This is a genomic window from Mesorhizobium sp. M7D.F.Ca.US.005.01.1.1, assembly GCF_003952545.1.
GTDB lineage: Bacteria > Pseudomonadota > Alphaproteobacteria > Rhizobiales > Rhizobiaceae > Mesorhizobium > Mesorhizobium loti.
Map to the genome: position 1 here is coordinate 4,926,942 of NZ_CP034453.1, position 23,066 is coordinate 4,950,007.

At 62.7% G+C, this 23,066-nt stretch carries 20 protein-coding genes and 1 pseudogene; 4 read left to right on the forward strand and 17 right to left on the reverse strand.

The genetic code is table 11. The features are described from left to right. Positions 1-43: 43 nt before the first annotated feature. Together ilvC and EJ076_RS23915 are read right to left on the reverse strand one after the other, a co-directional pair. Positions 44-1,063, reverse strand: a complete 1,020-nt coding sequence (gene ilvC, locus EJ076_RS23910; protein ID WP_013531065.1) for a ketol-acid reductoisomerase — start codon at positions 1,061-1,063, stop codon at positions 44-46. A 25-nt stretch (positions 1,064-1,088) separates the two neighbouring features. Beyond that, positions 1,089-1,742, reverse strand: a complete 654-nt coding sequence (locus EJ076_RS23915; protein ID WP_164548717.1) for a TetR/AcrR family transcriptional regulator — start codon at positions 1,740-1,742, stop codon at positions 1,089-1,091. A gap of 156 nt (positions 1,743-1,898) precedes the next feature. On the opposite strand from EJ076_RS23915, the gene EJ076_RS23920 reads away from it, so the two are divergent. Continuing rightward, positions 1,899-2,330, forward strand: coding sequence for a DUF1772 domain-containing protein (locus EJ076_RS23920; RefSeq protein ID WP_164548880.1), 432 nt, complete (start codon positions 1,899-1,901; stop codon positions 2,328-2,330). A 29-nt stretch (positions 2,331-2,359) separates the two neighbouring features. Here EJ076_RS23920 and EJ076_RS23925 read toward each other — a convergent pair whose 3' ends face one another. Further along, positions 2,360-2,818 carry a MarR family winged helix-turn-helix transcriptional regulator gene (locus EJ076_RS23925; RefSeq protein WP_126069481.1) on the reverse strand — a complete coding sequence of 153 codons (459 nt, stop codon included), beginning with the start codon at positions 2,816-2,818 and terminating at the stop codon, positions 2,360-2,362. Positions 2,819-2,913: 95 nt separating this feature from the next. Between EJ076_RS23925 and EJ076_RS23930 the strand changes: the two genes are divergently transcribed. Further along, on the forward strand, positions 2,914-3,639 hold the full coding sequence (locus EJ076_RS23930; RefSeq protein WP_126069482.1) for a glutathione S-transferase family protein: 726 nt from the start codon (positions 2,914-2,916) through the stop codon (positions 3,637-3,639). 37 nt (positions 3,640-3,676) lie between these two features. On the opposite strand, the gene EJ076_RS23935 is transcribed toward EJ076_RS23930, so the two are convergent. Genes EJ076_RS23935 through EJ076_RS23945 form a run of 3 tightly spaced genes read right to left on the reverse strand, consistent with a single transcriptional unit; the run spans position 3,677 to position 8,272 of the window. Next, positions 3,677-6,487 (reverse strand): CHAT domain-containing tetratricopeptide repeat protein, encoded by a 2,811-nt coding sequence (locus EJ076_RS23935; RefSeq protein WP_164548718.1) that lies wholly within the window; start codon positions 6,485-6,487, stop codon positions 3,677-3,679. Positions 6,488-6,524: 37 nt separating this feature from the next. Next, a complete protein-coding gene (locus EJ076_RS23940) occupies positions 6,525-7,811 on the reverse strand; it encodes an NAD(P)/FAD-dependent oxidoreductase (RefSeq protein WP_126069484.1) in 1,287 nt (428 codons plus the stop codon). A 50-nt stretch (positions 7,812-7,861) separates the two neighbouring features. Further along, positions 7,862-8,272: a helix-turn-helix domain-containing protein gene (locus tag EJ076_RS23945; protein ID WP_109668055.1), complete on the reverse strand. Its 411-nt coding sequence runs from the start codon at positions 8,270-8,272 to the stop codon at positions 7,862-7,864. A gap of 136 nt (positions 8,273-8,408) precedes the next feature. On the opposite strand from EJ076_RS23945, the gene EJ076_RS23950 reads away from it, so the two are divergent. Further along, positions 8,409-9,302: an SDR family oxidoreductase gene (locus EJ076_RS23950; RefSeq protein WP_126069485.1), complete on the forward strand. Its 894-nt coding sequence runs from the start codon at positions 8,409-8,411 to the stop codon at positions 9,300-9,302. Positions 9,303-9,346: 44 nt separating this feature from the next. Here EJ076_RS23950 and EJ076_RS23955 read toward each other — a convergent pair whose 3' ends face one another. From EJ076_RS23955 to EJ076_RS23965, 3 genes are all read right to left on the reverse strand, one after another. Beyond that, a complete protein-coding gene (locus EJ076_RS23955) occupies positions 9,347-10,387 on the reverse strand; it encodes an aldehyde reductase (protein WP_126069486.1) in 1,041 nt (346 codons plus the stop codon). Positions 10,388-10,428: 41 nt separating this feature from the next. After that, complete coding sequence (locus EJ076_RS23960; protein WP_109668062.1) at positions 10,429-12,348, reverse strand: potassium transporter Kup; 1,920 nt, start codon at positions 12,346-12,348, stop codon at positions 10,429-10,431. A gap of 103 nt (positions 12,349-12,451) precedes the next feature. Continuing rightward, on the reverse strand, positions 12,452-13,192 hold the full coding sequence (locus EJ076_RS23965) for a pyridoxine 5'-phosphate synthase (RefSeq protein WP_126071127.1): 741 nt from the start codon (positions 13,190-13,192) through the stop codon (positions 12,452-12,454). A gap of 134 nt (positions 13,193-13,326) precedes the next feature. Between EJ076_RS23965 and EJ076_RS23970 the strand changes: the two genes are divergently transcribed. Then, positions 13,327-13,749: an STAS/SEC14 domain-containing protein gene (locus EJ076_RS23970; RefSeq protein ID WP_126069487.1), complete on the forward strand. Its 423-nt coding sequence runs from the start codon at positions 13,327-13,329 to the stop codon at positions 13,747-13,749. Here the strand turns inward: EJ076_RS23970 and EJ076_RS23975 are convergent. From EJ076_RS23975 to EJ076_RS24010, 8 genes and pseudogenes are all read right to left on the reverse strand, one after another. Further along, positions 13,742-14,869: an ATP-dependent RecD-like DNA helicase gene (locus EJ076_RS23975; RefSeq protein ID WP_109668468.1), complete on the reverse strand. Its 1,128-nt coding sequence runs from the start codon at positions 14,867-14,869 to the stop codon at positions 13,742-13,744. The two genes, EJ076_RS23970 and EJ076_RS23975, sit on opposite strands and share 8 nt — an antisense overlap. Positions 14,870-15,042: 173 nt before the next feature. Continuing rightward, a pseudogene (gene fusA, locus EJ076_RS23980) lies at positions 15,043-15,921 on the reverse strand (elongation factor G); the annotation flags it as partial. A gap of 136 nt (positions 15,922-16,057) precedes the next feature. Next, the gene (locus tag EJ076_RS23985; protein WP_164548719.1) at positions 16,058-16,390 is read right to left on the reverse strand and encodes a nitrile hydratase accessory protein; all 333 of its coding nucleotides are present in this window, start codon (positions 16,388-16,390) and stop codon (positions 16,058-16,060) included. Positions 16,391-16,397: 7 nt separating this feature from the next. Further along, complete coding sequence (gene nthB, locus EJ076_RS23990; protein ID WP_126069490.1) at positions 16,398-17,057, reverse strand: nitrile hydratase subunit beta; 660 nt, start codon at positions 17,055-17,057, stop codon at positions 16,398-16,400. Then, complete coding sequence (gene nthA, locus EJ076_RS23995; RefSeq protein ID WP_109668073.1) at positions 17,054-17,659, reverse strand: nitrile hydratase subunit alpha; 606 nt, start codon at positions 17,657-17,659, stop codon at positions 17,054-17,056. Before nthA ends, nthB begins: the two co-directional genes overlap by 4 nt. 77 nt (positions 17,660-17,736) lie before the next feature. Continuing rightward, positions 17,737-20,898, reverse strand: coding sequence for an efflux RND transporter permease subunit (locus EJ076_RS24000; RefSeq protein ID WP_126069491.1), 3,162 nt, complete (start codon positions 20,896-20,898; stop codon positions 17,737-17,739). After that, positions 20,895-22,154 carry an efflux RND transporter periplasmic adaptor subunit gene (locus EJ076_RS24005; protein ID WP_126071128.1) on the reverse strand — a complete coding sequence of 420 codons (1,260 nt, stop codon included), beginning with the start codon at positions 22,152-22,154 and terminating at the stop codon, positions 20,895-20,897. The genes EJ076_RS24000 and EJ076_RS24005 overlap by 4 nt, the downstream gene beginning before the upstream one ends. 248 nt (positions 22,155-22,402) lie before the next feature. Then, on the reverse strand, positions 22,403-22,999 hold the full coding sequence (locus EJ076_RS24010; RefSeq protein WP_126069492.1) for a LysE family translocator: 597 nt from the start codon (positions 22,997-22,999) through the stop codon (positions 22,403-22,405). Between the last annotated feature and the right edge of the window lie 67 nt (positions 23,000-23,066).

Sequence of the window (23,066 nt, forward strand, 5' to 3'; positions counted from 1 at the left end):
TTTTGTTCTTCGAAGCTGCCGTTTTCGACGTATGGACTTTCGCTCAGTTTTTGGCCTTGTCGACCAGCTTGTTCTTGGAAATCCACGGCATCATCGCGCGCAGCTTGGCGCCGACTTCCTCGATCTGGTGGCTGTCATTGTTGCGGCGGATGCCCTTGAAGCGGGACATGCCGGCGCGGTACTCCTGCATCCATTCCGAGGTGAACTTGCCGGTCTGGATGTCCTTCAGCACGCGCTTCATCTCGGCCTTGGTCTCGGCGGTGATGATGCGTGGGCCCGAGACATATTCGCCCCATTCGGCGGTGTTCGAGATCGAGTAGTTCATGTTGGCGATGCCGCCTTCATAGATCAGGTCAACGATCAGCTTGACCTCGTGCAGGCACTCGAAATAGGCCATCTCAGGCGCATAGCCGGCTTCCACCAGCGTCTCGAAGCCGGCACGGATCAGTTCGACCAGACCGCCGCACAGCACGACCTGCTCGCCGAACAGATCGGTCTCGCACTCCTCGCGGAAATTGGTCTCGATGATGCCCGAACGGCCGCCGCCGACGCCGCAGGCGTAGGACAGTGCCAGGTCGAGCGCATTGCCCGAAGCGTCCTGGTTGACGGCGACCAGGCACGGCACGCCGCCGCCCTTCTGGTATTCGCCGCGCACCGTGTGGCCAGGGCCCTTCGGCGCGATCATGACGACATCGACCGTCGACTTCGGCTCGATCAGGCCGAAATGCACGTTGAGGCCGTGCGCGAAGGCGATCGCCGCACCGTCGCGGATGTTCGGGGCGATCTCGTTTTTGTAGATGTCGGCCTGCAATTCGTCGGGCGTTGCCATCATCATCAGGTCGGCCCATTTGGCGGCGTCCGCCACGCTCATCACCTTGAGCCCATCGGCTTCGACCTTCTTGGCGGTCGCGGAACCAGCCTTGAGGCCGATGGCGATCTCCTTGGCACCGGAATCCTTGAGGTTGAGCGCATGCGCCCTGCCCTGGCTGCCGTAGCCGATGATGGCGACCTTCTTGCCCTTGATCAGATTGAGATCAGCATCACGATCGTAGTAGACACGCATTTTTTCTTCCTTCCCGTTTTGAAGATCAGAGGCCTTGCGGCCCGGTTTTTGCTCCATGAAGAGCGAGAAACTGTTGCGTCGCCCGGGCGGCATCGCCGCCGATTGTCGCTTCAGTCAATTCCAGCCGGTCGCCGAGCAGCAGACGGATCTGCACGTCGCGGGCGACCAGCCCGAAAAAGGTGCGGAACGCCGTCTCGGCATCCGCAAAGTCGAGCAGCCCGGCCTGACGGCCTGCCTCAAGCACCGGCTTCAGCCGTTTGGCCAGCGCAAAGCGGCCGTTCTCCAGCACCACGGCGCCGAGATTGTCCTTGCCGGAACCGGCATGGCCGACCGCGACCCGGTTGAGCGCGATCGAGGTGTCACTGGAGATCACCTTCAGCCAATCGGAAGCGAAGCGTTCGAGGCTTGCGGTCAGCGAGGCCAGATCGAGCCCCTTGCCGTCGACCTGTGCCACCCGCACTTTCGAAGCTTGCCACTGCACCGTCGCCGTCAGCAGCCCGTCACGATCGCCGAACCATTTGTAGAGCGTTTCCTTGGAGCAGCTGGCGCGGCGCGCCACGGCGGTCATTGTGAGCTGATCGCCCTCCTCGACCAACAGCCGCAACGCTGCGTCGAGCACGGCCTTCTGCCGCTCCGTCAGCGCTTCGCTGGTGTCGATCTCGGGCACGCTGTGCAACACGCTCTTCTCTCGAAAGGCAGGGCTATCGGTTATTCCGGCGAGCCGTACCGTACGTTACGGTTCGCCTGATCTATGGCGTATTGTTCCGAGCCTTGCAAGCCCTATTTCTGTCTGGACGGCATCAGTGCCGGATGGCTTGCGCGGGGAAAGAAGATGCTGATCGGGTTGCTTGCCTTGACGGTTGCCGCCGCATTCTCCGGCGCTGCGATCTACGTCAGTGTTGCCGAACAGCCGGCGCGGCTTGCTCTCGACGACAGGGCACTGCTGCAGGAATGGCAGCCCTCCTACAAGCGCGGCGCCGCCATGCAGGCGTCGATTGCCATTGTCGCCTGCGTTCTCGGCCTAGCTGCTTGGTGGCAGACCAGCGGTTTTGCCTTCCTGGTTGGCGCGGTGTTGATCATCCTGCCCTGGCCATGGACGCTGATTACCATGATGCCGACCAACAGGGTGCTGGAGGCGATGGACGCGGGCGCCGGCAATCCTCAAGCCAGGTCCCTGATCGTCAAATGGGGCAACCTGCACCTGGTTCGCACGGCACTTGGCGTGCTGGCGACGCTGGCGTTTCTCTGGGGCAGCCATCTGGCCTGACCTAGCCAGGTCGGCTCGGCGCCATGGCATCAGTCCGCGACAGGCGGATGCCGTAACCGTCCAAGCAGAGCCGAGATCATGGTCAACTCATCCGCCGACAGTTTGGCGCCAACCAGTTCCGCGATCGACCGTCCGTAGACAGCCCACATCTGACGACGCGTCTCGCGACCGTTGGTCGTGATGCGGATGGTCTGGCCACGGCCGTCATCGGCCACCGGCAGTTTCTCGACGAGCCCATCGGCCTCGAGCCGGGCCAGCAGCCGCGAAATGTTGTATTGCGCAAACAGGGTGCGCTCGATCAGCTGGAACGGCCGCAGCCCGCCCTCGCCCGCCTCGGCAAGCTCGTGCAGCACGTCGTACCAGGCAAGCGGCGGCAGGCCAGCGGCCTTCAACGCCTCTTCAGCGCTTTCCATCAGCTGGCGCGAAACCCGCATCAGGCGGGCCCAGGCCTTGATGGCTCCGGGCGAAGGCGTGGCTTTCTTGGTCATGGTCCAACATAGGCGATAGATGCAGATGCATCAAGCTTGACGATCGATGCGCATGCATCTACATAGATGCAATTGCATTAACTTTGGAAAACCCGATGAACCACAAGCTCATTCTCGTCAGCCATGATCTGTGCCCCTATGTGCAGCGCGCCGCGATTTCACTGGCCGAAAAGGGCGTGCCGTTCGAGCGCGTCGACATCGACCTCGCCAACAAGCCGGACTGGTTCAAGGCGATCTCGCCGCTCGGCAAGGTGCCGCTGCTGCGCGTGCAGCGAAATGGCGAGGAAACGGTGATCTTCGAATCGGCCGTCATCCTCGAATTCCTCGAAGAGACGCAGGCCAACCCCCTCCACCCTGCCGACCCCTATGCCCGCGCCCGGCATCGTGCCTGGATCGAGTTCGGCTCGGCTACCCTCAACGCCATCGGCCGGTTCTATTCAGCGTCGGCCGAGGCCGGCTTCCTGGCCGAATCCAGCGCTCTGTCTGCCATGTTCGATCGTCTCGAAGCCGAACTGGCTGACGAGACTGGCGGACCCTGGTTCGCCGGCGAGCACTTTTCGCTGGTCGACGCCGTTTACGGTCCGGTCTTCCGCTATCTGGACGCCTTCGACCGGATGGGTGATTTCGGCATCCTGGACGGCAAACCGCTCGTTCGGGCCTGGCGCAAGGCGTTGAGTGAACGCCCGTCGATCAAGCACGCCGTGGCGCCTGACTATCCGCAAGGCCTGCATGCCTTCCTGCGAGCGAAGGGATCATACCTTTCGAGCCTCATTGGCCGAAGCGATCCCGTCAAACCGCTTGTACAAGCCCTATCCGCCTGAACGGATCGACCACGAGCAAGTTGTTTGCTCGCAGCCGTCAGTTCTCGAACATGACGAAGGCGGCCCAGACCCGCGGGTCCTGCGCGCCAGATATCTTGCCGTCGCGGGCATCGCGACGGGCCTGGCGCAGTGCTTCCGGATAGGTCTGCCCGGCGGCGAGATGATCGTAGAAGCTCACCATAAAGGCGGCGGTTCCCGCATCATCCACCGGCCATAGCGTCAGCAGCGAGCGCTTCGCACCGGCAATGTTGATCGCTGTCGGCAGGCCGCGCAAGCCGCCGACGAATGTCTCCTGGCCCCGGGCCGTCTCGCAAGCGGACAGGACAATGAGATCGAGGCCTGACAGATCCCAGGTCATCAATTCCATGCCGTACAGGCGGCCGTCATCATCGTCGCGCTTCATCGATTGCCGGTCTCCGGACCGCGACAGCACCACCTCGCTCTGCCACAGCGCGTTGACGGCGCCAACGCCGCCCTCTTTCTCGTCGCGATAGGCACCGTGCGTGGCCAGATGCGCAACCGTCGCCTGCTCCATGTCCTTGCGCAGCGCCTGCTCGCTGGCCGCCGTTCCGGTAAGCATCTCGACCGAGTATCGATTGCCGCTCAGGATCGAGGCAATCGCGTCGACCTCCTTGCGGGTACCCGGCAGCGGCTCGGCGCCCTTTTCCGATCCGCGCGTATAATCCAGACCACCGGCGAGCAAGGCTTTGCCGGTCTTGGGAAAACTCTGATCGACGCCGGCGTTCAACAAGGATTCCGGCCGCGTCAGCATACGCACGAGAAAGCGGTCATCAAGCGACGCGCCCTTGCTGTGCTGCAGCAAGGGAAACGGCACCGAAAACAATTTGCCGTCCGGCACCACGAAAAGCGTGTCGGCGCCACGAAGCGACGTCTCCAGAGGTGCGATGAGACCGGCATAGAGCCCGGTGAACGTAGCGTTCAGATCGACCAAAGTCACAGCGCCACGCTCCTGCGCGGAACGGGTCGATCTGAGGTTCGCCATGCGCGTTTCATGAGCAGCCGGGATCAGTCGGCGCGGATCGCCAAGATCATACAGGTGCGGCTGCTGATCCTTGCGCGTAACGATCGCATAGAGGCGCTCATCCTCCATCGGATCGGCGCTCTCGCGGTCCGCCCGCCACTTGCGGGTGATGAAGTAATCGACGAGCGCCTCATTGGGCTTCAGCAGCGTGTTGGCGGATGGCAGTGGCTTGTCCACAGCGCTCTGTCCGAAACTGTATCTGGTCGTGACTCTCGTGATCGCCTTTTCGTACGCCGCCTGAGCCTGATCGGGCTGCACGGCACCTGGATCGTCGGCACTGTCGCCACTGGAAGCAGCCTCCTGGTAGGCCAGGGACAGCCGTATCCCGGCCTGGATCAAATGCCGTGTCTCCATGTCGTTCGGATCGATCAAGCGCGACAGCCTGCGCAACTGATCCCGTTTGTCGTTTTCGAGCGTCGGCCAGCGGCGCGCCGCTTCAGCAAATGCCGGCACCGCCGATGCGTTGTTTTTTGCCAGCCGCGCATAGTCGTAGAGCATGTCATCGGCCAAGGCCCGGCTGGCTTCAGCGACGACCGGGTTGGCGGCCGTGCTCACCTGGAACCAATTCCAACGCAACATGTCGTCGTTGAGGGCCGCAAAATCGGCGGCTGCGGCCTCGGGATTCGACTTCGCCTTGAGGTTGGCCATAGCCTGCCGCGCGGCAAAGGTCAGCGGGTGCACCGAGCCGTATGTCGATCCGGCGATGCTATGGGCCCGATCGAGTTGGTTCATGCTGTTTTCGGTATCGCCCATGGCGGCGAAATGCGCGGCGAGCAGGTTGGCGATCTTGATTGCCAATATCTCGGGATAACTCGCGTCGTTGGTCAGCGGCAGCAAGCGTGCGAGCGTCGGCGCGTCGAGCGGCTGTGCACCCGAGAGCGCCCTGGTGTAGAGCAGCCACGCATCGGCCTGCTCGACCAGATTGCCTTCCTGCTTGAGAACGACGGCAATGTCCCGGTCCTGCTGGAAATAGCGCAAGGCCTCGTCGTACTTGGCGAGGTCGAGATAGTCCTGAGCCGTGTTGTTGGCGCTGACCAGAACATTGAAATGATTTGGCCCGTAGTAGCCGATGCGCTTCTCAATCACGTTCAGATCATACTGCAAGGCGCGGGTTGGCGCGCCCATCTGGCGCAGCATATCGGCCAGATTGTTCTGCAGTTTCCAGGTGAAGCGATCATCCTGACCAAGCACCCGCTCCGCAATCTCCAGATTGCGCTGGTCAACATTGATCGCCGCAGCGATTTGACCGAATGCGGCGATCCCTGTCGCCAGCACATCGTTGGCATACATGAGTTCCTGGGATTCCGTGCCATGGTAGTGGGCGTAGAGATTGGTTGCCGTAGCGCACATCGAAACGAAGCCCTGGTAGTCTTTCTCGGCCTGCTTCAGCATCGCGTAGTTGAGATAGAAATCGGCGCGCTTGGCGACATCCTGCTGCATCGCCCTGGTTTTCAGGCCTTCGGCAAAAATCTCCTCGGCGTTGTCGAGAATCTGGTTGTTGAGGAACGTCGCACCGGCGTTCGAGTAGCTCTCGACCGTAAATTCGTAGAGGTCGCTTCTGGCCGCATCGAGCAATGCTGCCCGCAACTGCGCATAACCTTCATCAAAGCGCCCCGCCTCCATCATCAGCTTGTAGGCCGCATCGATCCGGGCCTTCAGCGCCGCTTCGCTATCTGCTGGAGCCTGCTGACCGGCCTGGCCTGGCGTCTGGGCTTGCGCCGACGGCAAGGGCAGCACCACGACCGACGTGGCCAGGACAGACGCAACGACCTGCATCAGGCCTCGCGATTTTCGGACTATGGACATGACAGCGTTCATGCGGATCGGTCTGAGGCGAAAAGCTCTATGATGCGGTCGTATCATGACCCGGATTTTGTCCGAAATCCCACCGCGCCTCCGTCAGCCCGATGCGCTTGAACGGATCGATCACCGTGCCGGCCACCATCGAGGCAAGGAACTGCGGCGCCGGCGGGATTTTTGCCACCGTCGCCACCAGCCTGTCGCGGATGAAGGGCAGCGCCACCGAATCCGACTGGTAGAATGGCGTGAATGCCAGCGACAGTGCCTGGAAGACGCGGACATGCCAGCGCCGCGCCTTCGCATAGGCTTCAAGTGCTGCCTCGACATTGTCAGTCCGCGCCAGCGCATGGCTGAGCGCCGCGGCGTCGAGCAGCGCCATGTTGGCCCCTTGCCCGAGCTGCGGGCTGGTCGAGTGCGCCGCGTCACCGATGATGGCCAGCCGCCGCCCAACCGGTCGCTTCATCGTGTGGTGGCCATAGCGTGCCAGCGAGAGCTGGTCGAAACTGTCGATCTGGCTGGTGTACGCTTCGCTCTCGGGCCACAGCCGGACCACTCTCTCCTTCCAGGCGTCCAGGCCCCGGGCGCGCACCTCATCTGCATCCGACGGCTTCAGGCTCCAGAAGAATGCCGCCATCTTTTCAGCCCCCGGCTCCGGCCGACCGATCGGCAGCACGCCGATCATCACGCTCGCTTTGTCGTAGCGCTGCAGCAGCGCATGCTCGTCAAAACCTTCGCCGCGCCAACCGAGCGAGGCCCAGAACGCACCATAGGTCAATGGCCTCGGCTCGCATGGAGCGCTTACACTGCGTCGCAGTTTCGAGCGCGAACCGCTGGCGTCGACGACTAGGTCGAACGGCCCCGCCCTTCGTCCGTTGCCACAGATCAGCGTCGTCCGTTCGCCGGTCTCCAGCGCCTCGACTTCAACCCCGGTCTCGATGGCGATCGCCTCGCGCTGCGCATCGCGAAAGAGCACGCCGAACAAGGCTGCCCGATGCACCGCGAGCCCGAAGCGGCCACCGCGTTGCGCATCATAGCGGACGTCGAGCACGGTGCGGCCGCTGCGGGCGTCGGCGCCGTGCAGACGGTCGATGCGGCTGCCCAGTGCCAGTATGTCGTCGAGCAGACCAAGATCGGCCAGCACCGTCAGCCCGGTCGGCTGCAGGATCAGCCCGGAGCCGACCGGCTTCGGCTCGTCGAAGCGCTCGAAGACAGTGACCCGATGCCCGGCACGCTTGAGATAGAGCGCCATGGCCAGTCCCGCCGGCCCGGCGCCGGCAATTGCGATGTCGTAGGAAATGCCGATGCCCCCAAAGCCGAATGGCCGGGACAATCCTTCAGCGGCCGGACGAAATCAAGTTGCGGCTCCGGGCTTTTTCCGGCTCACGCCTGAGCGGCGTCAAAATCGGCGCGCGCTGCGCGCACCGCATCATGGTTGAGTTCGGCCCACAGAATCAATTGATGAAAGGCGCCGAACATGGAGCGCCCGAGATCGGTCAGGCTGTATTCGACGCTCGGTGGTTTGGTCGGGAACACTTCGCGATGCACATAGCCGTCGCGCTGAAGATCGTACAGCGTCTGGGTCAGCATGCGCTGCGAAATGTCGGGCACAAGGCGCCTCAACTCGCCGAAGCGATAGGGTTTTTCAGCCAAGGCCATCATCAGCAGCGATCTCCATTTGCCGCTAACGCCCTGGATGACATCACGAACCGGACAATTGGCAATATTGCCGCCGCCTGAGATCGCCTTGTAGATCTCCATCTTCGATTTCAGATTGATGATCTTGCCGTCCATGGCTGGTTCCCTGCCTGTGCCTACCTCCCGAAAAACTGCCTTCTTTACGGCACCGGGTCAATTCCTATTTTAGTGCTGGTCTCTTTTTGAGACCGACACTCGAACCGCCCTAGCGGCGCAATGTCAGGACCCTTCCATGACCGAAACCCTTCTCGTCACCGGCGCCTCCGGCCAGCTCGGCCGCGGCGTCATCCGCTATCTCCTGGACACGCACAAAGTTCCACCTGCAAGCATCATCGCCACAACCCGCAATCCGGAAAGCGTAGCCGATTTGGCCGCACGCGGCGTCGTTGTCAGGGCCGCCGATTTCAACGACGTGGCCTCGCTGGAAACCGCATTCAAGGGCGCCGACAAGGTGCTGATCATTTCGACCGGCGATCTCGATCTAAAAAGCGGCAGGCGCCTGAAGCAGCACGAGAATGCAGTCGCCGCAGCCAAAAACGCCGGCGTTTCGCACCTGTTCTACACCTCGATGCCCAATCCAGAACCGGTATCGCCGGTGCTGTTTGCCAATGATCACTTCAGCACCGAGCAGGCGATCAAGGCGAGCGGCATCCCCTACACGATCTTCCGCAACGGCTGGTACCAGGAGAACCTGTTCATGGCCCTGCCGCACGCGATCGCCTCGGGACACTGGTACACGTCCGCCGGCGACGGCCGCATTGCGCATGGCGCACGCGATGACATGGCAGCAGCGATCGCCGCCGGCCTTGCTTCCGGCTCGACCGAGAGCAGGACCTACACCTTGACCGGTCCGAATGCCTACACCACGGCAGAGATCGCGGCCCTGGTAAGCGAGGTTACCGGCAAGCCGCTGGAAGTTATTCAGGTTCCGGATGAGGCGCTTACCGAAGGTGTAAAGGCGGCAGGCGTGCCAGAGGATTTCGCTGATGTCGTCGTCTCCTTCGACGTCAACACGCGCTCCGGCCGCATCGCCATGGTGACCGACGCGATCGAGACGCTTTCAGGCAGGACGCCAAAGACGTTGAAGCAGTTCCTCGAGGCGAACAAGGCCGCCCTGGTTGGTTGACGGCCCGCGGTGCCGGAAGCCGAAATACCTGGCTTTCGGCACCGTTATTGCGATGTCTTGAGCAGCCCGAGCCGGATCAGGCTTTCGCCGGTCGCAGCCAGAGCGTCTTCGCGCGATCGCGGCGACCAGCCGAGCATGCGCACCGCCTTGGCGTTGGTGGCATTCTTGACTTTACCCAGTTCCGGCGCGAGCTGTGCGGCTTCCCCGTTGAACAGGCCCACGATCCGTACCAGCCAATCGGGAAGCTGCCTGGTCGAGATGCGCGCCGCCGCATCGCCCAATCGCGTTTTCAAAGTCTGGGCGATCTCCCGCACCGTCATGAAATCGCCGGCGATGGCCAGGAACCGCTCGCCCTTGGCGGCGGGATTGGTCATGGCACGCACATGCAGATCCGCCACGTCGCGTGCGTCGACGACGCCGAAGGACAGGCGTGGCAGCCCGGGCATGGCGCCGTTCATCATACGTTGGACAAATTCGGTGGAGGTGGAATGGTCGGACCCGAGAACCGGCCCGAAGATACCGACCGGATTGACGACGGCCAGCTCCAGCTTGCCACCCTCGGTGGCCACGAAATCCCAGGCAGCGCGTTCGGCCAAGGTCTTCGACTTCACATAGGCACTGACCTTGGCCGTAGGATCGGTCCAGCTCTCCTCGGTGAACGGCTGGCCTCCGGGCGGCATCTTGCCGTAACCGATCGCCGCGAAGGATGAGGTCAGCACGACGCGTCTGACATGGGCGTCTCGTGCGGCCCGCAGCACCCGTAACGCGCCCTCACGAGCCGGAATGATCAGCTCGTCTTCATGCTTCGGCACCCCGGGCGGGAATGGCGAGGCCACATGCAGGACGTAGTCGCAGCCAGCAACGGCTTGTGGCCAGCCCGCGTCGCTCATGAGATCGGCGATTGCAAAGGAGAGCCTGTCGCCCGGTTCAGTGCCACCAGCCTTGAGCATGGCCAGAACATCGGCTTCACGCTTGGCGGAGCGCACTGTCGTGCGCACGCGATACCCGGCGTTCAGCAGTTCGGCAATGCAGTGAGCACCGAGGAAGCCCGATCCGCCGGTGACAAGCACCAATTCGCCGCTCATGCCCGCCTCCGCAACTGTTGAAGTCTACGCGTTCGAGCCCGTCAGATCGCCACCTGCGTTCCGATCTCCACCACGCGTCCGGTCGGGATCTGGAAATACTCCGTCGCATCGGCCGCCGTACGCGCCAGGCCGATAAACAACCGATCCTGCCACAGCGGCATGCCGGAATTGGGCGAGGCCTTAAGCGAACGACGCGACAGGAAGAACGAAGTCGTCATGATGTCGAACTTCCAACCCTGCTTGCGGCAGATCGCCAGCGCGCGCGGGATGTTGGGCTGCTCCATGTAGCCGAAGGTCAGCGTCACCCGCATGAACAGCTCGTTGACCGTCTCCATCTTGACCCGGTCGCTGTCGGGCACCACCGGCTGCGGCGCCGTCACCACCGAAAGGATGACGTTCTGCTCATGCAGCACCTTGTAGTGCTTCAGGCTGTGCATCAGCGCGGTTGGCGCGCTGAGCGGATCGCTGGTCAGGAACACGGCGGTGCCGGACACCAGCTGCGGCTTTTTCTTCAACAGATTGCCGGCGAGGAAATCGAGCGGGATCTCGTTGCGGCGGGTCTTGTCGAACAGATAGCGGCTGCCGCGCACCCAGGTCCACATGGCCATGATGACCGCGAAGGCCACCGCCAGCGAGGCCCAACCGCCCTCGAACACCTTGACGATGTTGGAGGCAAAGAAGCCGATATCGATGAAGGCAAACAACGACGTCAGGGCGACTGCCGGCCAGAGGTTCCATTTCCAGATACGCATCATGATGACGAAGAGCAGGGTCGTCGTCACCAGCATGTTGCCGGTCACCGAGATGCCATAGGCGGAGGCCAGCCTGCTGGATTCGCCGAAGCCGACGACCAGCATCATCACCACCAGCGCCAGCAGGAGATTGACGCGCGGCATGTAGATTTGGCCGGACTGTTTCTCCGACGTGTGGAGTATTTCCAGGCGCGGCAGCATGTTGAGCTGCACCGCCTGCCTGGTCAGCGAAAAGGCGCCTGATATCACCGCCTGGCTGGCGATGACCGTCGCGGCGGTCGCCAGCACGACCATCGGGATCAGCGTCCAACCCCCATTCATCTCGAAGAATGGATGGCCGACGACCCCGCCATTGGCCAGCACGAAGGCGCCCTGCCCGGCATAGTTGAGCAGCAGGCAGGGAAACACGATCGCCAGCCAGGCGAGCACGATCGGCTTGCGGCCGAAATGGCCGAGATCGGCATAGAGCGCCTCGGCGCCGGTGACGGCGAGGAAGACGGCGCCGACGGTGACGAAGGCAACGTCGGGCGAATTGATCAGGAAGGCGACGATATAGTGGGGACTGATTGCCCACAGGATTTCCGGATCGGCGATGATGTGATTGAGGCCTGAAAGGCCAATGGCGAGGAACCACACGGCGGTAACCGGGCCGAACACCAAGCCGACACCACCCGTGCCGAACCGCTGCACCGCGAACACCATGGCAAGAATAACCAATGTCAGCGGCACCACATAGGGCTGGAAAGCAGGCGTGACGACATTCATGCCCTCGACCGCCGAAAGGACCGAGATAGCCGGCGTGATGACGGCATCGCCGAAAAACAGCGAGGCACCGACGATGCCGATAGCGAGAATGATCGCCGAGCGCGTCGGGAAGCTGCCGCGCGCCAGGGCCATCAGCGACAGCACGCCGCCCTCGCCGCGATTGTCGGCGCGCAGCACGAACATGATATATTTTACTGTGACCGTAATCGTGAGCGACCAGATAATCAGCGACAGCACGCCAAGGATGTCGCCACGGTCGGCGACATTGCCGCCGGACGAGGCGTGCAATGCCTCACGGAAGGCGTAGATCGGGCTGGTACCGATATCGCCGTAGACCACACCGAGCGCGCCCAGCATCAGAACCTTGGTGCTGTGCTGTTCGACTTCTGGATGGCTCGATTGTTCGACGGGTTCTGCCTCACTACCAGCATTGGTAAGGGCCATGGGCGACACTCCGATAAGCGCGCGGTGCTCTACGCTTGCTGCAATGCAATATCAAGTGCCGTCGCGTAATGGCTGCCATGCCTGCCACGCGAGGCTGCCATCGCTACCATCCGCAGGCCTTGAGGAACCGACCCACCGTGCCGGCCATGCCATACTCCAACGCGTCGGCTGTCAACCCGTGTCCGATCGACACTTCGGCCAATGCCGGAATGCGCCTGGCAAGTGCCGGCAGGTTGCTGACCACCAGATCGTGCCCGGCATTGACCTGAAGCCCGGCAGCAAAGGCGGCGTCGGCGGTTTTTCCCAGTCTTTCCAGCTCCTTGGCCGCCTTGGCGGAATCGGAATGATAGCTGCCGTAGGGACCCGTATAGAGCTCGATGCGGTCGGCGCCGGTGTCGTGTGCGGCCGCCACGCAATCGGGGTCCGGATCGGAAAACAGCGACACGCGAAAGCCCCCCTTCTTCAGACGCTTGACGATCGGAGTGAGGAACGCGGCCTGGGTCGCGAAGTTCCAGCCATGGTCCGATGTCGCCTGGGCCGGATCGTCCGGCACCAGCGTCACCTGTTCGGGCTGATGCTTTTCCACAAGCAGCAGGAAATCCTCGGTCGGATAGCCCTCGATGTTGAATTCCGCGCGCGGAAACTCGTCGTCGATCAGCGACCGTATCGCGGGCAGATCGGAGCGTCTTGTGTGCCGCTCGTCGGGGCGCGGATGCACCGTCAGCCCATGCGCCCCGGCCGCGAGCGCAATGCGGCCTAGGCCGGTGACGCTGGGCCACGGCAAGTCGCGCCGGTTGCGCAGCATGGCGATGGCATTGAGGTTGACGGAGAGCTTTGCGGGCATGCGGGCGGCCTCAAAAATCATTCGATGCGCCACCTATAATGCCTTTAACGGGAACAGTAATGCCTTTGGTGGGAACAGACTGGGGGTTTCGGGTGTTCCAAGGCTGACGAACGAGCCCGGGAAAGGAACCGCCCATGAATTTTCTCGATACCGTACCGGCGATCCGCCGTCTCGAGACCAGCCGTGACGACCTTTTCGCCATCGACGTCGTCGGGCACGTCTCTGCTGCCGATGGCGAAAACCTTTTCGGGCTGATGGAGGCTGCCTACGCCCTTCACCCGCGCATCGATGTGCTGGTGCGCCTCGTCGACCATGATGGCGTCGACTGGACCCATATCGCGGACGAAACCCTGAAGCAGGGCGCCATCCATGCATTGGAACATGTCGGCCGTTGCGCGACGATCGGCAAACCGGACTGGATAGCGGACGCTCAACGCTTTCTGCCGTCCTCACCGCCCATCGAAATCAGGCATTTCAAGGCGGAGGACGAGGCTGCCGCCTGGCAGTGGCTTGCCGCACAGCCTATCGGGGCAACAGCATCCGGCGCCCCTACCTGACGATCGTCAGCCGCTCGGCCGCCCGCGTTATGGCGGTGTAGAGCCAGCGCTGGCGGGTTTCCTTGAAGGCCCAGCTTTCATCGAACAGCACAATCTCGTTCCACTGCGAGCCCTGTGCCTTGTGCACGGTCAGCGCGTAGCCATAGTCGAAATCGTCGAAGCGCTTCTTCTGCTGCCAGGGGATGTCGGCATCCGGGTCCTCGAAGGCCGCCTTGAGCAGCTTGATCTTGGCGACGCCGCGGTCCGGATCGTCCTCTTCGGGAGAAACCAGCAGATTGATGCCGGGCTTCACCGTCTCGCGCGACGAGGTCATCACCTTCCACAGCGAGCCGTTGAGCAGCCCTTTGGCCGGATCGTTGCGCAGGCAGACCAGCTTGTCGCCGGCCTGCGGATAATCGGCATTGAAGCCTTTGAGTTCGCGCAGCCGCTGATTGTAGCGCCGCCGCGTGCGGTTGGTGCCGACCAGCACCTGGTCCGCCCTGAGCACCAGGTCCTGGGTAACATCTTCCTTGCCGATCACCTGCGCCGTGCCGTAGTCGCCACGCATGAACTCGCGGCCCTCGCGCACATCGAGCGCCAGCCGCAGGATCGGGTTGTCGCGCGCCTGCCGGTGGATTTCGGTGAGCAGGAAATCCGGCTCGTGGTCGGTGAAGAAGCCGCCACCCGAGATCGGCGGCAACTGGCCGGGGTCGCCGAGCACCAGGATCGGCGTGCCGAAACTCATCAGGTCGCGGCCAAGCTGTTCGTCGACCATCGAGCATTCGTCGATGACGACCAGTTTGGCCCGCGAGATCGGGCTCTGCCGGTTGAGCGAAAAGGTCGGCGACATCGAGGTCTTGCCGGTGACTTCGTCGGACACCGATTCCTCGCCTTTCGGCCTGTAGATCAGCGAATGGATGGTGCGCGCATTGACCGCGCCTTTCGAGCGCAGCACCTGTGCCGCCTTGCCGGTGAAGGCGGCGAACTGCACCTGGCCGTCGACATGTTCGGCGAAATAACGCGCCAGCGTCGTCTTGCCGGTGCCAGCATAGCCGAACAGCCGAAAAATCTGGGGCCGGCCCTCCTTGAGCCAGCGCGCCACCGCTTTCAGAGCCTCGTCCTGTTGGGGGGAGAATTCCATCGGTTCGACAGACCGGATTCGCGAGAGAAAGACAAGCTTGGCCGCCGGCATATCTGCCGCAGTCGGCGGCGAACGCAGCGCCTACAACGGAATGAAGCTATCAGTCAAAAACAAGAACGTAAAGGGAACAGATCCCTTCTTTCGGTCCGAAATCTGGCCTCGGTGAAAAACTGTCAGCCGTAGGCAGCCACTGCGGGCGGCGGTTCGTCGTCTGGAAACGGCCCCGGAACGGGGGCGTATCCGAAATAGCGGACACTCAAACGCGCCTGCCCTTTCGAAAGCAACCGCAGCGTATCCTCCAGCTTGAACATGTTGGTAAGCGGCACCAACGCGTCGATCTTGATGTCGGTCCCCAGGCCTTCCTGACCCTGAATTCTGCCGCGACGGCCCTTCAAATCGCTGACTATGCCGCGGACAGAATATTCCGGCGTGACCACCTCGACCTCCGTGATCGGCTCGAGCAGTTGCACGCCAAGCCTGGGCGCGGCTTCCCTGAAACAGGCACGACCGGCGATCTCGAAGGCCAAAGCCGAGGAGTCGGTTTGATGAAAGGCGCCATCGACCAACGTCGCCTTCACCCCGATCATCGGAGAACCGGCAAAGGGGCCGGAGACCAGGGCACTGCGCACTCCTTTTTCGACGCCGACGGCATGCTCATCGCGAACCGCGCCATTGGGAATCCGCGACACAAACACGAACTCCGGATCGTGCCCATTCGGCTCGAACAGCAGCTTCACGCGGGCAAACTGACCCATCCCATGTGACTGCTTCTTGTGCGTGTAATCCTGTTCGTGCTTGCGGGTGATCGTCTCGCGATAGGCCACATCCGGAGCACTGATATTCAGGGCGACCTCGAACTCGTTGACCAAGCGATGGATGATAAGATCAAGCTGAAGCTCGGCGTTGCCGGAGACAATTGTTTGCCCAGCTTCCTCGTCCCATGTGAAGCGGAAGCCGAGATCCTCATCCGCAAGGCTCGACAAGGCGATGCGCAGCTTTTCTTCATCGGCCTCCGACTTCGGCTCGATCGCAATTTCCAGTAAAGGCCAGGGCGCTGAAGCGATTTCCATCATGGCAATAATGTCGCCTGAAGCGTCAATATTTACAACCGGACGGGCAGCGAAATCCAGAGCAGCATAAAGGAAGTCTAGATTGGCCGAATGATGCCGTTTAGGCCGTACCTTATTGTCAGGGCCCCGGATCGTTCTCTAGCAAGATCGGCTTGCCGTGCGGGGTCGCATGCGCGGCGCGTTCCCAGGCGGCGGCGATCGTGTCGACATCGCTTTTGCCCGCGACACCCTTGGCGGCCAGCAGGCTTTCCAGCGCCGCCAACCAATGTTCGTAATAGTCGTGGCCGTCGGCAGCAGCACCGGGCTTCTTCACTTCGCTCGACAGCGCCTGCGCCCACTCAGTCCACGAGAACAGACCCTTGTCGTGCAGCGCCACCGTCATGGCGAAGGCTTCGGCCTGCCATGGCTCGGCAAACACCGGGGCATCGATGCCCGGTGGCAGCTCGGCCATATCCGTGTCACGCCGGCTCAAGATAGCTCTCCCAGGCGTCGATCGACACAACAAGCGTCGGATCGGCCCCCTCGCCCCAGATTTCCGATCCTTCGAAAACCACCGTGTAAACCCATTGCGGGTTTTCGCCGTCCCCATGCGCATTGCTGTCCGGGAAGACAAAGCCATCGCGCACAGCTTCGATCGTTCCATGCTTGCCGCGTGCGTAGCGCGGCAGCCGCGTGTGGCCGGTTGGGTTGAAGTTCTTGGTCCGCACGGGATCTCCGGCTTTGAACCGCGCCGGCGTCGCAACCGGCCGGTCGCAAGGCCCGCCCTTGGCCAGCACGGCCGGCACGTTTTCGGCCTTCAGCACCCTTTTCGGCGCCGCTGCCGGATCGACGGGCTTGCCGGCAGCGAGATCCCGCTCGCTGACGAAGCCGTGGCGCTTCAGCAATACCTCCAGCGCCTTGATCCAGATCTCGTAGTAGCTGGAGGTATAATAATCGGCGGGATGCAGCGATTCCCGCGCGTGCCGGCTCTCGTCGATGTTCCACGCGCCCATGGCGCCGGCAGTCAGCGTCACACCGAGCGCCCGCCTTTCCCATGCGGTGTGGAAATAGGGTTCGTCCTTTTCGGGCGCGACCGGGCCGAATCCCATCTGCCCGCCAAGATCCTGCGGCCCATTCATGCCGGCTGTCTCGCCAGGCCGGTGCCGATCATCGCGTCGCGGCTCACCAGCTCCGCCAGCTGTTCCTCGCTCCAGCCCTCGGTACCCTCGGGCCGCATCGGCACGACGAGATAGCGCAGTTCGGCAGTGGAATCCCAGACGCGGATCTTCTTGTCCGCCGGCAGCGTCAGCCCGAACTCTTCCAGCACTCCACGCGGATCGATCACGGCGCGCGAACGATAGGGCGGCGCCTTGTACCAGACCGGCGGCAGGCCGAGCACCGACCACGGATAGCAGGAGCACAGCGTGCAGACGACGAGATTGTGCGTGTCCTCGGTGTTGAAGACAGCCTGCATGTGCTCGCCTTGCCGGCCAGTGTAGCTTAGCGATGCGATCGCCGCCGTCGCGTCGCGCTTCAGCCAGTCGGCATAGGCTGGATCGCTCCAGGCTTTCGCCACCACCCTGGCGCCGTTGCGCGGGCCGATTTTCGTCTCGTAGGTATCGACGATGACGTCGATCGCGGCCGGATCGATCAGCCCCTTCTGGGTGAGGATGGTTTCCAGTGCACGCACGCGGGCGGCAAACGGATCGAGTTCGTTGTCGTGGTCATGATCGTGTGACATGGCCGCAAAATACGGTCCCGATCATGCCGCTGCAAGCACGACGGCTTGGTCCAACGCCCGCCTTCAGGCGGCCTGCATTATTCGGCGGCCGCCCGCTGCGGTTCGGACAGCGCTTCTTCCCTGGCCTTGAACAACGAGAGCTGGTCGACATTTTCGACCGGGTCCGGCTCGCCCTTGCGCTTCGACCAAAGCCCGACCAGCCAGCCCGAGAAATTCTCCATGTAGACGTAGATCACCGGTGTCACGAACAAGGTCAACGCCTGCGAAGCCAGCAGGCCGCCGACAACGGCAACGCCCAACGGCTGGCGCAGCTCGGCGCTAGCGCCGGTGCCGAGCGCAATCGGAAACGTGCCCATCAGTGCCGCCAGCGTCGTCATCATGATCGGCCTGAAACGCATCAGGCACGCCTTGTGGATGGACTCCTTGGCGGACATGCCTTCTCGTCGCAGTTCGAGCGCGACGTCGACCATCATGATGCCGTTCTTCTTGACGATGCCGATCAGCATCAGGATGCCGATCACCGCGATGACAGACAGGTCCATACCGGCGAAGCGCAAGGCAACGACCGCCCCGAGCACGGCCGACGGCAGGCCGGTGAGGATTGTGAGCGGGTGGATGAAGCTCTCATACAGGATGCCGAGCACGATATAGATGGTCAGGATCGCGCCGCCGACCAGAAGACCCTGGTTGGCCAGCGAATCCTGGAAGGTCTTGGCCGTGCCGGCAAAGGTCGTCGAGATCGCCGTCGGCATGCCGATCTGCTCTTTGAGCGCGTTGATGCGCGTTACGCTGTCACCCAGCGCCACGCCCTGCGGCAGGTTGTAGGAGATCGTCACCGCCGGAAGCTGGCCGAGTTGGTTGACGGTCAGGGCGCCGGCCGTGCGATCGACGCGGGCGAAGGCGCCGAGCGGAACCAGGCTGCCGCTCGCCGTCTTCATCTGGATGGCGAGCATCCGCTCGGGCGACCATTCGATCTTGGGATCGAGCTCGGTAATGACTTCGTAGCTGTCGGCCGAGCCGAAGATTGTCGAAACCTGGTCGGTGCCGAACCCGCCATAGAGGGCGGAGCGCAGCGTGTCGGTATCGATGCCGAGCTGGGCGGCCTTGTCGCGATCCACCACCAGCGTCGCCTGCAGCGCATTGTTCTGCAGGTCGCTGGTGACATCGGTGAAGGTCGCATGGTCGGCCGCCATCGCGTCATTCATCTTCTGCGCCCAGATATCGGTCTGGCCGGTATCGAGGCCCTGAACCACGAGCTGGTAGGCGCTGGCCGACGAGCGCGAACCCAGCCTCAGGTTCTGCACCGGCTGCATGTAGGTCTCGATACCCGGCACATTGGCCAGTTGCTTGCGCAGATCCGACTGCACCTTCTCGATATTCGGGCGTTGGCTCTTGTCCTTCAACTGAACGTAGAGCTGGCCCTGGTTCAGCGCATTGTTGCCGCTGCCTGCCGACCATGCCACATGCGAAACATAGGGCGAATGGGAAAAGACGTTGGCCACCTGCCCTTGCAGCTTCACCATGGCGTCAAACGAAATGTCCTGTCGCGCGATGGTGGTCACCGATATCTGGCCGATATCCTCCTGCGGGAAGAAGCCCTTCGGCGAGATCTGGATCAGCCACACCGACGCTGCCGCGGTTCCGACGAAGACGAGGAACACCAGGAAGGTGTGCCGCAGGCAGAAGCTCAAGACCCGGTCGTAGCTGCGTGTGACGAGGTCCTGCTTATGGCCGGCACCATGCTTGTCGCGGTCGGCCTTGGTCACCGACAGCAGCCGCGAGCACAGCATCGGCGTCAGTGTCAGCGACACGAACATCGACGCCAGGATGGCGACCGTCACCACGACGGCGAACTCGTTGAAGATGCGCCCGATGACGCCGCCCATCAGCAGCACCGGGATGAACACCGCCACCAGCGAGATCGAGATCGAGATGATGGTGAAGCCGATTTCGCGCGCCCCCTTCAGCGACGCATCGAAGGCCGACAGCCCATCCTCCTCCATATGACGGAAGATGTTCTCCAGCATCACGATGGCGTCGTCGACGACGAGGCCCACCGCAAGCGTCAGGCCCATCAGCGAGATGTTGTCGATGGAAAAGCCGAACAGGAACATCGCGCCGAGCGTGGCGATCAGCGAGATCGGCACCGCCACGGCCGGGATGATAGTCGCCGTCACCCGGCGCAGGAACACGAAGATCACCATGATCACCAGGGCAATGGTGAGCAGCAGCGTGAACTGCACGTCGCTGACGGCCTGGCGGATCGAACTCGAGCGGTCGTTGAGCAGCTTGATGTCGGCGGCGGCCGGCATCTGGTCCTTGAAGGACGGCAGCATCGCCTTGACCTTGTCGACGACGTCGACGGTGTTGGCATCGGGCTGACGCTGCACCGCCATGATGATCGCGCGGGTACCATCGTACCAACTTGCGGTCGTGGTCGTCTGCACCGAATCGACGACGCGGGTCACCTCGCCCAGCCGTACCGGGTGACCGTTCTTGGTGGCGATGATGATGTTGGAGAAGCCAGCGGCGTCGTTGAGCTGCGTGTTGGCGGTGATGGTGAGCTGCTGCTTGTCGTTCTGGAGCACGCCGAGCGGCGTGTTGCTGTTGGCCGAGGCGACCGCCGTCTGCAGCTGGTCGATCGAGATGCCGCGCGCGGCAAGCGCGGTCGGATCGATCTGGATGCGCACCGCGTATTTCTGTTGGCCGAAGATCGAGACCTGCGCCACCCCGTCGATGGTCGACAGCGACGGCGAGATGACGTTTTCAGCGAAAGCATCGAGATCGGTCAGCGGAATCGTGTCGCTGACCAGCGACATCAAAAGGATCGGCGCGTCGGCCGGATTGACCTTGCGATAGCTCGGTGGCGCCGTCATCTGCGGCGGCAATGATTTCTGCGTGCGCGCGATCGCCGCCTGCACATCGGCGGCGGCTGCGTCGATGTCGCGGTTGAGCACGAACTGGATGGCGATCGAGGTTTGGCCAAGCGAGTTCGTAGTCGAGATCGAATCGATGCCGGCGATGGTGGCGAACTGCTTGATCAGCGGCGTCGCCACCGATGTCGCCATGGTTTCCGGCGAGGCGCCGGGCAGCGAAGCCGAGACGTTGACCACCGGGAATTCGGCGCTGGGCAGTGCCGCCACCGGCAGGAACTTGTACGCAAACAGTCCGCCCAGCACGAGGGCGAACGACATCAGAAGGGTGGCGACGGGCCTGCGAATGCAGAATTCGGAAATCATTGGGCAGCCTCGCCGGCATTGGTCGCCTCGGCCACCTTGGGCGCGGCAGCACTCGCCGTGGCCTTGCCTTCATGCACGGCGGCGCCGTCCTTCAGCCTTGTCTGGCCTTCGGTGACAACCTTCTCACCGCTTTTCAGCCCCTGGCTGATGGCGCTGTTCTCGCCTTCGGTCAGCGCCACTTGCACCGGCCGCATCTCGACGGTGTTGTCCGGCTTGACCACATAGACGAACGGCCCCTTCTGGCTGGGCTGCACCGCGACCGTCGGAACCGATGTCATCTGCGGCATGATGCCTGCGTCGAGCACGACATTCACATACTGGCCCGGCCACAGCGAAAGATCGGTGTTCGGCACACTCGCCCGCGTGGCAATCGTGCCCGACGCGGTGTCGACGCTGGAATCGACGAAATCGAGCGTGCCCTTGCCGATCGGCGTTGGATCACCGTCCTTGGTAAGGGTGACCGCCCCTTGCTGCGGATTGGCAAGCGCCTTGTGCAACAGCGCCAGGTTGCTTTCAGGCAGATTGAAGTTCACCTGCAGCGGATCCATCTGGGTGATGGTGACAAGCGGCGTCGCCGTGCTGCTGTTGCCGTTGCTGACGGTGACGAGGTCACCAACGGCGACGCTGACAGCGCCCAGCCTGCCGGAAATCGGCGCCGTGATGGTGGCAAAGCCAAGCTGGACATTGTCGGCGTCGATTGTCGCCTTGTCGGCATCGACAGTCGCCGCGGCAGCCTTCGCCGCAGCGACGGCCTGGTCGTAGGTCTGTTGTGTGCCAGCCTGCTTGGCGACCAGATCCTTGGCGCGCTGGAGATCGGACTGCGAGCTGGCGAGCATCGCCTGGTCCTTGGCGAGCGTCGCCTGGTCCTTGGCAAGCTGCGCCTTCAGCGCGCGATCATCGAGCGAGAACAGAACAGAACCGGTCTTCACCATCTGCCCGTCCTTGACGTCGATCGATACGATCTGGCTGGACACACGCGCATTGATATTGACGACGGCGGGAGAGGAGACGAAGCCGATCGCGTAACGCCGGATCGGGAAATCGGCGGTCGAGGCGACGGCCGAGAGGATGGAGGCCGAGCGCGCCGCGCTGGCGCCTTTCTTGTCCGAACCCGCAGCCGATTTGTCCGACGCGGCCACCTGCTTTGCGCCGAACAGCTGTTGAACCTTGCCCAGCGCATCAGGCGAAAGATAAAGCCACCCCGCCGCGCCCAGGCAAGCGACGGCAAGCAACGAAAGAACGACTTTTCCACGCATGGTCAAAGGCTCTCTCCACCCGACACGTCGTGGTCCGATGGTTCTATTCTAGCGCAAATCACGGCCCGTTGCCGCGATTTCGCCGAATAGATAGGACACGCCTTTGTCGGAAAAGGGCCAAAAGACGGCATTACGAAGATTTAATGTGCACTGCACAATGGATGTGCAATGCGGCATGGCTCCCGATCCGGACGGTACGCCGAGACTCCGGATCCTGTCTCTCGACGATCAGATGGTGCGCCCCAGGCCTATCTAAGCATCGGCCAAAGCGTCACCGCCAGCAGCACGCCCATTGCGATGTTGAACCATTTCAGCCGCACCGGGTCCGACAGGAAACCGCGCAGCGCAGTGCCGAAACCCGCCCACACCGAGACACTCGGCAAATTGACGATGGTGAAGGCCACGGCGATCAACACCACCGACAGGAACGGATGCTCCGGATTGGTGTAGACGGCCATGGCGGTGATCGCCATCACCCATGCCTTGGGATTGACCCACTGGAACGCCGCCGCATCGATGAAGCGCATCGGCTGCGCCTTCACCTCGCCCTTGCCGCTAAGCGAGCGCGACATGGCGATCTTCCAGGCAAGATAGAGCAGATAGGCGCCGCCGGCGATCTTCAATCCGGTGTGCAGCGCCGGGAACGCCGTCAGCACAGCGCCGAGGCCGAGGCCCACGGCGACCAGCAGCACCAGGAAACCGATGCTGATGCCCAGCATGTGCGGAACCGATCTGACGATGCCAAAATTCACGCCCGATGCCAGAAGCATGAGATTGTTCGGCCCGGGCGTGATCGACGTCACGAAGGCGTAGACAAGCAGGGCAAGGAATGCATCAAGCGACATGATATCCTCCCTGATAGGTCAGCATTATTGTCTCTTCCCGGCGACCGCGCAAAGGCCACGGGCGGGC

Bases quoted from the DNA above. Each gene is read 5' to 3' on its own strand.
- EJ076_RS23975 (WP_109668468.1), bottom strand. From the start codon at position 14,869: ATGGAATTCTCCCCCCAACAGGACGAGGCTCTGAAAGCGGTGGCGCGC.
- EJ076_RS24010 (WP_126069492.1), bottom strand. From the start codon at position 22,999: ATGTCGCTTGATGCATTCCTTGCCCTGCTTGTCTACGCCTTCGTGACG.
- EJ076_RS24000 (WP_126069491.1), bottom strand. From the start codon at position 20,898: ATGATTTCCGAATTCTGCATTCGCAGGCCCGTCGCCACCCTTCTGATG.
- EJ076_RS23935 (WP_164548718.1), bottom strand. From the start codon at position 6,487: ATGTCCATAGTCCGAAAATCGCGAGGCCTGATGCAGGTCGTTGCGTCT.
- ilvC (WP_013531065.1), bottom strand. From the start codon at position 1,063: ATGCGTGTCTACTACGATCGTGATGCTGATCTCAATCTGATCAAGGGC.
- EJ076_RS23945 (WP_109668055.1), bottom strand. From the start codon at position 8,272: ATGGACGGCAAGATCATCAATCTGAAATCGAAGATGGAGATCTACAAG.
- EJ076_RS23955 (WP_126069486.1), bottom strand. From the start codon at position 10,387: ATGAGCGGCGAATTGGTGCTTGTCACCGGCGGATCGGGCTTCCTCGGT.
- EJ076_RS23950 (WP_126069485.1), top strand. From the start codon at position 8,409: ATGACCGAAACCCTTCTCGTCACCGGCGCCTCCGGCCAGCTCGGCCGC.
- EJ076_RS23925 (WP_126069481.1), bottom strand. From the start codon at position 2,818: ATGACCAAGAAAGCCACGCCTTCGCCCGGAGCCATCAAGGCCTGGGCC.
- EJ076_RS23970 (WP_126069487.1), top strand. From the start codon at position 13,327: ATGAATTTTCTCGATACCGTACCGGCGATCCGCCGTCTCGAGACCAGC.
- EJ076_RS23960 (WP_109668062.1), bottom strand. From the start codon at position 12,348: ATGGCCCTTACCAATGCTGGTAGTGAGGCAGAACCCGTCGAACAATCG.
- EJ076_RS23965 (WP_126071127.1), bottom strand. From the start codon at position 13,192: ATGCCCGCAAAGCTCTCCGTCAACCTCAATGCCATCGCCATGCTGCGC.
- EJ076_RS23985 (WP_164548719.1), bottom strand. From the start codon at position 16,390: ATGGCCGAGCTGCCACCGGGCATCGATGCCCCGGTGTTTGCCGAGCCA.
- EJ076_RS23930 (WP_126069482.1), top strand. From the start codon at position 2,914: ATGAACCACAAGCTCATTCTCGTCAGCCATGATCTGTGCCCCTATGTG.
- nthB (WP_126069490.1), bottom strand. From the start codon at position 17,057: ATGAATGGGCCGCAGGATCTTGGCGGGCAGATGGGATTCGGCCCGGTC.
- nthA (WP_109668073.1), bottom strand. From the start codon at position 17,659: ATGTCACACGATCATGACCACGACAACGAACTCGATCCGTTTGCCGCC.
- EJ076_RS24005 (WP_126071128.1), bottom strand. From the start codon at position 22,154: ATGCGTGGAAAAGTCGTTCTTTCGTTGCTTGCCGTCGCTTGCCTGGGC.